11 protein-coding genes are annotated in these 12003 nt (G+C 48.4%); 2 read left to right on the forward strand and 9 right to left on the reverse strand.

The genetic code is table 11. The annotated features are described in order from the left end of the window. Positions 1–98: 98 nt before the first annotated feature. Positions 99–563: a helix-turn-helix domain-containing protein gene (locus BHV73_RS03800; protein WP_009121250.1), complete on the reverse strand. Its 465-nt coding sequence runs from the start codon at positions 561–563 to the stop codon at positions 99–101. Between the two features lie 279 nt (positions 564–842). Here BHV73_RS03800 and recQ point away from each other — a divergent pair, with 279 nt between their 5' ends. Beyond that, complete coding sequence (gene recQ / locus BHV73_RS03805; RefSeq protein ID WP_195621702.1) at positions 843–2657, forward strand: DNA helicase RecQ; 1815 nt, start codon at positions 843–845, stop codon at positions 2655–2657. A gap of 97 nt (positions 2658–2754) precedes the next feature. On the opposite strand, the gene BHV73_RS03810 is transcribed toward recQ, so the two are convergent. After that, entirely contained in the window at positions 2755–3606 is an 852-nt protein-coding gene (locus BHV73_RS03810; RefSeq protein ID WP_087413299.1) for a tetratricopeptide repeat protein, read from the reverse strand. Positions 3607–3645: 39 nt separating this feature from the next. Here BHV73_RS03810 and BHV73_RS03815 point away from each other — a divergent pair, with 39 nt between their 5' ends. Next, positions 3646–3846: a hypothetical protein gene (locus BHV73_RS03815; protein ID WP_255379236.1), complete on the forward strand. Its 201-nt coding sequence runs from the start codon at positions 3646–3648 to the stop codon at positions 3844–3846. Here the strand turns inward: BHV73_RS03815 and cysK are convergent. From cysK to BHV73_RS03850, 7 genes are all read right to left on the reverse strand, one after another. Continuing rightward, entirely contained in the window at positions 3831–4781 is a 951-nt protein-coding gene (cysK, locus tag BHV73_RS03820; protein WP_195621698.1) for a cysteine synthase A, read from the reverse strand. The two genes, BHV73_RS03815 and cysK, sit on opposite strands and share 16 nt — an antisense overlap. A gap of 132 nt (positions 4782–4913) precedes the next feature. Further along, positions 4914–5972, reverse strand: coding sequence for a 3-isopropylmalate dehydrogenase (leuB, locus tag BHV73_RS03825; protein WP_009121244.1), 1059 nt, complete (start codon positions 5970–5972; stop codon positions 4914–4916). 88 nt (positions 5973–6060) lie between these two features. Further along, positions 6061–7602 carry a hydroxymethylglutaryl-CoA lyase-like TIM-barrel protein gene (locus BHV73_RS03830; protein ID WP_009121243.1) on the reverse strand — a complete coding sequence of 514 codons (1542 nt, stop codon included), beginning with the start codon at positions 7600–7602 and terminating at the stop codon, positions 6061–6063. Beyond that, positions 7592–8185 (reverse strand): 3-isopropylmalate dehydratase small subunit, encoded by a 594-nt coding sequence (gene leuD / locus BHV73_RS03835; protein ID WP_009121242.1) that lies wholly within the window; start codon positions 8183–8185, stop codon positions 7592–7594. The genes BHV73_RS03830 and leuD overlap by 11 nt, the downstream gene beginning before the upstream one ends. A gap of 21 nt (positions 8186–8206) precedes the next feature. Next, positions 8207–9610: a 3-isopropylmalate dehydratase large subunit gene (gene leuC / locus BHV73_RS03840; RefSeq protein WP_087413296.1), complete on the reverse strand. Its 1404-nt coding sequence runs from the start codon at positions 9608–9610 to the stop codon at positions 8207–8209. A gap of 73 nt (positions 9611–9683) precedes the next feature. After that, on the reverse strand, positions 9684–11180 hold the full coding sequence (locus tag BHV73_RS03845; RefSeq protein ID WP_009121240.1) for a 2-isopropylmalate synthase: 1497 nt from the start codon (positions 11178–11180) through the stop codon (positions 9684–9686). 371 nt (positions 11181–11551) lie between these two features. Continuing rightward, positions 11552–11785 carry a hypothetical protein gene (locus BHV73_RS03850; RefSeq protein ID WP_087413295.1) on the reverse strand — a complete coding sequence of 78 codons (234 nt, stop codon included), beginning with the start codon at positions 11783–11785 and terminating at the stop codon, positions 11552–11554. Positions 11786–12003: the final 218 nt, after the last annotated feature.

The raw sequence follows: 12003 nt of genomic DNA on the forward strand, positions 1-12003 counted from the left end.
TGTGTCGGGAAGAAATAGTTAGTATTAAAATGACAAAAGGAAGTATTCCGGAGCAAACGTCTCAGAATATTTCCTTTTATAAATTCAGCTTCACTGCATTATTTGCTTTTCACTGCATTTTTCTTACGATAACCGTTAGGAGTTTCTCCTACATTCTTGTAAAACGCAGCATAAAAAGACTGACGATTAGCGAAACCAACCATCGTGCTGATTTCTTCTACATTTTTGTCAGCATATCTCTTATCTGTCAATAAATGCAAAGCATCTTTCACTCTGTATTCATTCAACAAACATGAGTAGTTCATGCCAAAGCGAGAGTTTACAACCGCCGACAAATAGCGGGTATTGGTTTGTAACTCTTTTGCCAAATCTTTTGCAGAATAATTGGGGTCTCTGTACTTCTTCTGCACGACAATGATATTCAGTATCCTGTCATACAGCTCGTCTGCCAGTTCCGGGCGTATCAAGGAACGGTAGGCGGCCTTCTTTTCTTTTTTTTCGCGCAGGTTGTAGGGACGCTTCTTTGTAGCCTCCTCCTGTGCTTTTTTTTCTAAATCACTCATTGAATTAACTGGTTAGGGTTGTTTAAAAATGGAAATCCAAAGGAGTTTCCCTTAGATTACACAAAAGTCTAACATTTTTTTTTAATACGCAACTTTTCCCGCACATATTTTTAATATATAAACAACGAAAAAGGTTGAAAAGAAGCGGAGTACGCTCAATAATAAGATTATTTAACTTTACTGTCAATTTCACAAGTTATTTAATTGAGTTACACTTCCTTTTGCGTTTTATGCAAGAATTAATGTAACTTTGCCCCGAAAAAGATACCGGCACCGCTTATGCTACAAACGCTTAAAACATACTTCGGATACGACAGTTTCCGCCCCTTGCAAGAAGAGATTATCCGTCACATTCTGGATGGAAACGACGCACTTGTGTTAATGCCCACCGGCGGTGGAAAATCAATATGCTACCAACTTCCCGCCCTACTGCGCGAAGGAACCGCCGTAGTGGTCTCACCGCTCATCTCGCTGATGAAAGACCAGGTAGAAGCGTTGTGCGCCAACGGCATCAGTGCCGGTGCGCTGAACAGCAGCAATGACGAAACGGAGAATGCCGCCCTTCGCCGTGCCTGCACGGAGGGCAAACTGAAACTGCTATACATCTCTCCCGAAAAGCTGCTTGCAGAGGCCAACTATCTCCTGCGGGATATGCACATCTCACTTTTCGCCATCGACGAGGCGCATTGCATTTCGCAATGGGGGCATGATTTCCGTCCGGAATATACACAAATGGGGATTCTGCACCGGCAATTTCCGCAGGTACCCATCATCGCCCTGACCGCCACCGCCGACAAAATCACGCGCGAAGATATCATCAGGCAACTCCATCTGAACCACCCCCGGATATTCATTTCCTCTTTCGACCGCCCCAACCTGAGCCTCACCGTAAAGCGGGGCTACCGGCAGAAGGAAAAATCCAAGACAATTCTTGACTTCATAGCCCGCCATCCCGGAGAAAGCGGCATCATCTATTGCATGAGTCGAAGCAAGACGGAGTCCGTGGCGCAAATGCTCCAAAAGCAAGGCATCCGCACCGCCGTCTACCACGCCGGCCTCTCCCCCGCCCGCAGGGACGAAGCGCAAGATGATTTCATCAATGACCGTGTGCAAGTAGTATGCGCCACTATTGCTTTCGGTATGGGTATAGACAAGAGCAACGTACGATGGGTTATTCATTATAATTTACCAAAGAGCATCGAGAGTTTCTATCAGGAAATCGGACGTGCCGGAAGAGACGGACTGCCAAGCGACACATTACTGTTTTACTCGCTGGCTGACTTGATTTTACTGACCAAATTCGCCACCGACAGCGGGCAAGAAGGCATTAACTTAGAGAAACTGCAACGCATGCAGCAATACGCCGAATCCGACATCTGCCGGCGCCGCATATTGTTAAGCTATTTCGGAGAGACGGCAGACCATGATTGCGGCAATTGCGATGTCTGCAAGAACCCGCCGGAACGCTTCGACGGAACTATTATCGTACAGAAAGCCTTAAGCGCCATTGCCCGTACGGAACAGCAAATAAGCACGGGCGTTTTAGTGGATATTCTAAGAGGAACCATGTCTCCCGAAGTCGTGAGCAAAGGCTATCAGCAACTGAAAACATTTGCCGCCGGACGTGAAGTTCCGGCCCGCGACTGGCATGATTATTTATTACAAATGCTGCAGCTCGGCTACTTTGAAATCGCCTACAACGAAAACAATCATCTGAAAATAACTTCCACAGGAAGCGATGTTCTTTTCGGTAGAGCCACCGCCCGATTAGTAGTAATACGCCGGGAAGAAACGAACGAAACCAAGCAGGGAAGAAAACGCAAGGTGCCCCTTCCCGGCAAAGAGCTGCCTTTGGGACTTCCCGATACGGAGAACGAGGCTCTCTTTGAAGCGTTGCGCAAGTTGAGAAAACGTCTTGCGGACGAAGAAGCCTTGCCCGCATACATCGTCCTGTCCGACAAAGTGCTTCACCTGCTCAGTACCTCACGCCCCGCCACCATTGAGGAATTCGGCAACATCAGCGGCATCGGAGAATACAAAAAGAAGAAATACGGAAAAGAATTCGTTGCCCTAATACGTAAGTTTAGTGATTAGCGTTTAGTGATTAGTGATTAAGTTGTGATGCTATAAACTGTTAACAGCTAACCGCTAATCACTAATCGTTAATCACTAATCACTAAACGCTCCCTCCCTATTTCCTCGTCTGTTGCAGCAGGTCACGCAAATCGGCTTGCGGCACTCCTAATGATACAGCCTTCTCAAAATCGCGTTTGGCTAAGTCTTTTTTCTTTTGGGCGAGGTAGATTTCACCGCGCATCAGGTATATTTCCGGTTGCGAGCTATCCAGTCTTATTGCCTCTTCCAGGTCTACCAAGGCCATATCCATGTGGTTCAAGTCTTTCTCTACTCCGGCACGAGCTACATACAGCATGGCATATTGGGAAGAAGACAACTGAGAAGTTTCTCCCGTGGTTGCAATCATATTGTTCAAGACGCCCAGCGCTTCTTCGTATTTCCCCTCTTTCTGTTCCAAAGTGGCCAAACCGAGGCGACCGTTATAGCTGGCTGGATTCACTTTCAACAAGCGTTCATAATCAGCCTTTGCCATTTTATACTCACGCTGCTGCATATAAATATAAGCGCGCATCAGCAAAGCTTCCTCATTGTTCTTCTCTAAATCCAACACCAGCGAATAATCGGCCTGCGCCAGATTATTACGCCCCAGTTCCATATAAACAGCCGCACGGTTCAGCAAGATAGGAACTGCGCGCGGAGCGATATTCAAGGCAAAGTTATAAGACTCCAAAGCCTGCTCGTACTGCCTTTGACGACGCTGTATCGTACCGAGATTGGAAAACAGAAGGGCATTGTGAGGATTTGCCGGTTCCAGCTTTAAGGCTTGGCGGATATACTCTTCCGCTTGCGGCAAACTATCCTGTTCCGTGTAAGTTATGGCACGGTCGCAAAGTTCCTGATAAGTCTGCGAAAATACAGGCATACCGCCTGCCAATAAACACACAACGAGAAAAATCAGCTTCTTCATACTTATGATTCTATATTTATAAGATAAGTAAACAAGCAAGTGTTGATACAAACCGAATTTCAACATTTACTTAAACCGGTTCCAACCGCCGGTATCGGAGATACCAAGCCTTGGTACGAAGAATACCAACCGCTGGTACAGACAATACCAAGCCTTGGCACAAGCAATACCAGCCGGTGGTACGAAAGGTACCAAGCGTTGGAACGGGAGTTTTTCCCCGGCATTTATTCCAAAGGATAAGTGTCAAAAGCGAACAACTCCGTCGAGAGATACCTCTCCCCCGTATCAGGCAACAAGGTAACTATCATCTTGTTTGCAAATTCGGGACGTTTTGCCAATAAACGGGCGGCATAAACAGCCGCGCCGGAAGATATTCCCGCCAACAGTCCCTCGGTAGACGCCAGCTCGCGTCCGGCACGAATGGCTTCATCGTCCGGCACAGGAATCACCTCATCCACTACCGAAGCGTCATAAAGAGCTGGAATAAAGTTTGCCCCGATGCCCTGTATACGGTGCGGCGCATCCTCTCCCCCCTCAAGCACGGGAGACGACGCAGGCTCGACAGCCACGATATAAACATTCGGATTATGCTTCTTCAACGTGCGGGCTACACCGCAAATCGTACCGCCCGTACCTACTCCCGCCACAAATACGTCCACCTGTCCGTCCGTGTCCGTCCAGATTTCCTCTCCCGTAGTAAGCTCATGTATCCGGGCGTTGGAAAGATTCTCAAACTGTTGCAGAATTACGGCGCCGGGAATCTTATCCCTCAGTTCCTGCGCCTTGGCGATAGAGCCCGCCATACCCGCCAACCCGTCCGTCAGCACGATTTCCGCTCCGAGGGCTTTCAACAGGTTACGGCGTTCGATGCTCATAGTTTCGGGCATGGTCAGTATCAGATGATAACCTTTGATGGTAGCTACCATTGCCAGTCCCACCCCCGTATTGCCGCTGGTAGGTTCTATAATAGTGGCGCCGGGCTTCAACGCTCCGCGCGCTTCGGCATCCTCAATCATTGCCAACCCTACGCGGTCTTTTACACTGCCTGCCGGATTAAACGACTCCAGTTTGGCAACTATATCCCGTTGCAGTCCGTACTTCCCGCTGTATCCGGCCAACTTCATCAACGGTGTGCCGCCGATAAGTTCCGTCAAGTTCTTTGCTATTTTTGCCATAATCATTACTTATAAAACGAGGAGATACATCAAAAGTAAAATCATTATCACAGATAAATGTATCATACTTTTGAGGCATCTCCTCGCAAAGGTAGGAAAAAAACGTTTGTCCCTTTCTTTCCTTAATAAAGATTAGTGTTTGATGTAGTCAGCAATCCACGCACCTACTTCTTTCGTGCCGTATTTATCGCCGCCTTCCACCTGAATTTCCGGGGTACGGACGTTGGCGTCGAGAGAAGCGTCTACCGCCTTGCGGATAAGCGCGCCTTCTTCTTTCAGGTCGAAATACTCAAACAACATGGCTACGGAAAGAATCTGCGCCAGCGGATTGGCAATGTTCAAGCCCTTAGCCTGCGGCCATGAACCGTGAATAGGCTCGAATACCGGGGTACTTTCGCCGGTGGAAGCGGAAGGAAGCAGGCCCATGGAGCCGCTGATGCAAGAGCCTTCATCGGTCAGAATATCGCCGAAGGTATTCTCCGTCACCATCACGTCGAAGAACTTCGGTTCCTGAATCATACGCATGGCGGCGTTGTCCACATACATATAGTCGGTGGTGACTTCCGGATAGTTCGGAGCCATTTCCTGGGCAATCTGTCTCCACAGGCGCGAAGAGGCAAGCACATTCGCCTTGTCCACTACCGTAAGGTGCTTGTTGCGCTTCATGGCATACTCAAAGCCTACTTTCAGGATGCGTTCAATCTCCGGACGGGTGTACATATTGGTGTCGTAAGCCTTGTCGTTGTCCTGGTATTTCTCGCCGAAGTACATACCGCCCGTCAGTTCGCGGATGCAGAGAAAATCAGCTCCGTCCACCAATTCTGCACGAAGCGGAGACTTGTGCAAGAGGCACTTAAAGGTCTGCACGGGACGGATGTTGGCAAACAATCCTAACTTCTTGCGCATAGCCAGCAACCCTTGTTCCGGGCGTACCTTTGCGGTGGGGTCATTGTCGAATTTCGGGTCGCCTACTGCCGAAAACAACACTGCATCGGCATTCTTGCAAGCCTGATAGGTAGCTTCGGGAAACGGGTCTCCCACTTTGTCGATGGCGTCCGCACCGCAGACAGCATACTCATAGTTCACTTTGTGACCGAACTTCTCGCAAACGGCGGTCATTACGTCCACACCTACTGCGGATATTTCGGGGCCGATACCGTCACCGGCCAATACTGCAATTTTAAAGTCCATAATTATTTATTTCTTTTTCAATTCATTTTCTATTTTATCTTTCATCATCTTATTCTTGCGGCGAATACGGTCACCCGTCACAAATATCTTATTTATCATATTCTCCCTCGATGATATTGAGCATCTTCACCGTGGCCTTGATGGCGGCTTCCGTCTGGTCGGCATCCAGTCCGCGGGTGCGGAACACCTTGTCTTCAAACGTCCAGGTGATTACCGTCTGCACAAAAGCGTCGGTACGTCCGCCGGGGGGAATAGTCACCGCATAATTCGTCAGCATCGGGAATTTGCGCCCCAAAGTCACCTTGTATATTTTGCGCAGCGCACGCACAAAGGCATCGTACTGACCGTCACCGCTGGAACTCTCCTCATACTCCTTGCCGTTGATTTCTATTTTCAACGTAGCCATTGGCTTCAGTCCGTAGGCAAGGTTCACGATGTAGCTTTTCAGGTTTACACGCTCGTCCACAATTCCGTGCTTCAAGACGTCGGAAACGATGTACGGCAAATCTTCCTGCGTCACCAGCTCCTTTTTATCGCCCAGTTCGATGATGCGTTCGGTAACCTTGCGCATGGAGTCCTCGTCCAAGTCCAGTCCCAGGTCTTCCAGATTTTTGCGGATATTCGCCTTGCCGCTGTTCTTGCCCAAGGCATACTCCCGCTTGCGGCCGAAACGTTCGGGCAAGAGGTCGTTGCAGTATAAGTTACTCTTATTATCTCCGTCGGCATGCACGCCCGCCACCTGCGTAAACACGTTTTCGCCCACAATCGGCTTGTTGGCAGGGATAACGATGCCCGAATAAGACTCTACCACACGGCTCACATCATTGAGACGGCTCTCGTCGATATTGGTGATAGCGCTGAAATGGTCTTTCAAGATGGCCTGCACGCTGGCAAGAGGGGCATTCCCGGCACGTTCGCCCAAACCGTTAATGGTGGTGTGCAAGCCCTTGCAGCCACTCAACACGGCGGCCAGCACGTTGCTCACCGCGAGGTCGTAATCATTGTGCGCATGGAAGTCGAAATGCGCGTGCGGATAGCGTTTCACCATTTTCCGCATGAATTCAATGACTTGCAGCGGGTTCAGCACACCCAATGTATCGGGCAGCATATACCGCTTTATATTGGTCTGAATCAATGCGTCCATCAACTGAAAGACGTATTCGGGCGAGTCTTTCATGCCGTTGCTCCAATCTTCCAGGTAGATGTTCACTTCCATGTCCTGCACATTCGCGTAGTTCACCACTGCCAGAATATCCTCGATATGCTCTTCGGGCGATTTCTTCAACTGGCAGGAGCAGTGCTTCAAGGAGCCTTTACACAACAGGTTGATGACGCGGCAACCGGTAGCGTGTATCCAGTCTACCGACGTATGCCCGTCTACGAAGCCGAGCACTTCCACTCTCGGCAACATATTGCGGCGGGCCGCCCAGTCGCATATCATTTTCACCGCATCAAACTCTCCTTCGGACACCCGCGCGGAAGCGACTTCCACCCGGTCTACTTTCAGGTCTTCAAGCAACAAACGGGCTATCATCAGTTTCTCATGGGGCACGAAAGATACTCCGCTGGTCTGTTCGCCGTCGCGGAGCGTGGTGTCCATGATTTCTATTTTCGGATGATTATGCTTCATGTTTCTTCTCCCAGGATTCTATCTTGTCTTTATTCTCCACAAGGAAATCTATATCGTCCAAACCGTTCATCAGGCAATGTTTCTTGTAGGCATTGATTTCAAAATGCTCGCTTTTGCCTGTCGCCTTGTTGGTGATGGTCTGTTCGGGCAGGTTCACTTCCACTTCCGTCTTGGGGTCGGCAAAAACCGAATCGAAAAGTTCCTTCAGAAACGGTTCGCTCACCACTACGGGAAGCACGAAGTTATTCAGTTCGTTATTCTTATGGATATCCGCAAAAAAGCTGCTTACCACCACACGGAAACCATAGTCGGCAATGGCCCAGGCTGCGTGCTCGCGGCTGCTTCCCGAACCGAAGTTCTTGCCGGCTACAAGGATTTGTCCGCCGTAAGTAGGGTCATTCAGTACGAAAGATTCTATTTTATTGCCTTGCTTGTCATACCGCCAATCGCGAAACAGGTTCTCGCCAAAGCCTTCTTTGGTAGTGGCTTTCAGGAAACGCGCAGGGATTATCTGGTCGGTATCTACATTCTCCAACGGAAGAGGTACGCAAGTACTGTTGATGATATTGAATTTCTGTTTCATTGTTTCTTCATTCTTCGTTCTTCATTCTTCATTTAACAACTCTCTCGGGTCTGTAATCACCCCTGTCACCGCAGCCGCGGCAGCCACCAGCGGACTGGCAAGCAAAGTGCGTGCGCCCGGGCCCTGACGTCCTTCAAAGTTACGGTTACTGGTGGACACCGCATACTTTCCGGCAGGCACTTTATCATCATTCATCGCCAGGCAAGCCGAACATCCCGGCTGACGGATAGCAAACCCCGCCTCTTCCAGCACCTTGTCCAACCCTTCTTCACGTATCTGCGCATCTACCATCCACGAACCGGGAACCAGCCATGCCACGACATCCGCCGCTTTCTTACGGCCTTTCACGATAGAGGCAAATGCACGGAAGTCCTCGATACGACCGTTGGTACAAGCACCCAGGAACACATAATCTATCTTTTTGCCCAGCAATGGTTCACCCGGCCGGAAACCCATATAGTCCATAGACTTCATAAAAGACGTTTTGGCAGCCTCGCCCATCCCCTCGGTAGCGGGAATATGCTGCGTAATGCCCATGCCCATGCCCGGATTGGTTCCGTAGGTAATCATCGGCTCGATATCAGCGGCATCAAAGCGTACTTCCTTATCGAATACCGCATCCGCATCGCTTTTCAGCGTCTTCCAATATGCCAGCGCCTTATCCCACTCTTCACCTTTCGGGGCGTATTCACGTCCTTTGATATACTCGAAAGTCGTTTCATCCGGGGCAACCATACCGCCGCGCGCGCCCATCTCTATACTGAGGTTGCACAGAGTGAGGCGTCCTTCCATGGACAGACTGCGCACAGCCTCTCCGGCATACTCCACAAAGTAGCCCGTAGCACCGCTGGTAGTCATTTTAGACATCATATAGAGCGCCACATCTTTGGCTGTCACCCCCTTATCCAGTTTACCGTCTACCGTAATGCGCATCGTTTTGGGACGGGTTTGAAGAATACATTGCGAAGCCATCACCATTTCCACTTCACTCGTACCGATACCAAAAGCCACCGCACCCATTGCGCCATGGGTAGAAGTATGCGAGTCGCCGCATACGATTGTCATGCCCGGCAAGGTCAGTCCGCGTTCCGGACCTACCACATGGATAATGCCGTTCTTCTTGTCCATCATGCCGAAATGCTCCAGCCCGAAGTCTTCCGCGTTCCTGGCAAGCGTATCCACCTGCGTCTTCGAAACAGGGTCTTCAATAGGCTTGTCCTGATCGTGCGTCGGCGTATTATGGTCGGGCATACAGAATATCTTTTCCGGACGGAAACACTTAATCCCTCTTGCACGCAATCCGGCAAAAGCCTGCGGACTGGTTACTTCATGGCAATAAAGCCTGTCTATGTAAAGCTGTGTAGGGCCGTCTTCAACCTTCTGCACAACGTGAGCATCCCAAATTTTATCAAATAATGTATTCATCGGAAACGAGTTGTAATTTACAGTTTATGAATTATGATTTATGTATTTATAAAGTATGTATAAGATACGGATTTTACATCTTGAATTTATTGATACAGTCTATATACGCTTCCACCGATGCGGCTATAATGTCCGTATTGGCGCCGAAACCATAGTAGATACAGTTATCATATTCCACCTGCATATGTACCTTACCCATATCATCACTGCCTTTGCTGATGGCCTGAATCGTAAACTCTTTCAACGTCATGTGGCGGTCTATTATCTTCTTCAAAGCCTTGATCGCGGCATCTACCGGACCGTTTCCGCTGGCAGCCGCCTCGAACTTCTCACCCGAAATGTTCAGTCCCAGGCTGGCAACGGAACGGACACCTACACCGCTTGTCACCTGCAAGTATTCCAGCTTGATACGATGATTCTGAGCACGATCCGCACCTGCCAGTACCAAAATATCATCATCGTTAATGTCCTTCTTCTTATCGGCAAGTTTCAGGAATTCCTCGTAAATCTTATCCAGCTTCTGCTGATCCAAAGACACGCCCAACACCTGCAAACGGTTCTTCAAAGCGGCACGTCCGCTGCGGGCGGTCAGTACGATGGAGTTATCGTCGATACCCACATCATGCGGATCGATAATCTCATAAGTCTGCACATTCTTCAATACGCCGTCCTGATGAATACCCGATGAATGGGCAAAGGCATTGCGGCCTACAATCGCCTTGTTAGGCTGCACCGGCATATTCATCAAGCTCGATACCATACGGCTGGTAGGATAAATTTTCTGCGTATTGATGTTGGTTTCAATGTTGATATCCTTATGGCATTTAATAATCATCGCCACTTCTTCGAGCGAAGTATTTCCGGCACGTTCACCGATACCATTGATAGTAACTTCCACCTGACGGGCTCCATTCAGCACACCTGCCATTGTGTTGGCGGTAGCCATACCCAAATCATTGTGGCAATGGGTGGAAATGATAGCATTATGAATGCCGTCCACATGTTCCATCAGATACTTTATCTTCGCCCCATACTCGGCAGGCAGACAGTATCCTGTGGTATCGGGAATATTAACCACCGTAGCGCCCGCCTTGATAACAGCTTCCACCACACGTGCCAGATATTCGTTATCCGTGCGTCCGGCATCTTCGGCATAGAACTCAACATCCTCTACATAACGGCGGGCATACTTCACGGCCGCTACCGCACGCTCAATAATCTCCTCGCGATTGGAATTGAATTTATATTTGATGTGCGAGTCGGAAGTTCCGATACCCGTATGAATACGCTTATGCTTGGCAAATTGCAGGGCTTCCGCTGCAACATCGATATCTTTCTGTACGGCACGTGTCAAGGCGCAAATCGTAGGCCACGTCACTGCTTTGGAAATTTCAATCACCGAATTAAAGTCACCCGGACTTGAAATAGGAAATCCCGCTTCAATTACATCCACTCCCAGTGCTTCCAGTTGCTTGGCTACCTGAATCTTTTCTACTGTATTCAACTGGCATCCCGGAACCTGCTCACCATCGCGGAGCGTTGTGTCGAAAATAAATAATTTATCACTCATCGCTTTATTATATTTATAAATTCATATTCCATAAAAAAAGCCTTTCGCACAGGGAAGTGAGAAAGGCTTTAGTATATTGTTATATCTTACATATATTTATGCACAGCACTCACTTCCACTAAACTTTGCCAGTAGAATAATAATACCACACAGTAGAATATATGTAAAGTTCTGAATCATCTTATCTTTTTTGTTTTAACGATGCAAAGGTATAGATTATTTCGTACCGTACAAACAAATCCGTAACTTTTTTATTAGAAATAATATCATTTTATAAGTTAACATTCATTTATCACTCTAATATATCACAAAAAAGGCGCACCTTTGAGGCACGCCTTTTCCTTATGTTTCAGTTCAATACAAGTCCTGAATTACTTCTTTTCGCAAGGTTTGTCACACTTGGCGCTATCGCAAGCAGCTTTCGGACAAACGGCGGAATCAGCCTGGCAGCAAGCCTTTGCAGAATCACATACTTGTTCGGTTTGTGCAGCGCAGCAAGAATCCGCTCCGGTTGCATTGGCATCAGCAGCTTTTTTGTTACCACATGATGTTACGGCGAAAGAAAATGCTACTGCCATAGCAGCGAATAAAACTTTAGTTTTCATACTTCAATTTGCTTTAAATATTAATTAAAAAATCAGTTCACCGGCAAATATACGGAAAACAGCTCAATTTTCCAAAACAGGATACAGCTCACCCGATTCCGATCAGTAATATCCTTCTGAAAACAATAAAGCCCCCGTATCTTTCTATCGATACGGGGGCTTCTCTAAAAAAAACGGCGACTACCTACTCTCCCACTGTTACGCAGTACCATCGGCGT

The sequence above is a fragment of the Bacteroides sp. 44_46 genome (assembly GCF_001915465.1).
Taxonomy (GTDB): Bacteria; Bacteroidota; Bacteroidia; order Bacteroidales; family Bacteroidaceae; genus Bacteroides; species Bacteroides clarus.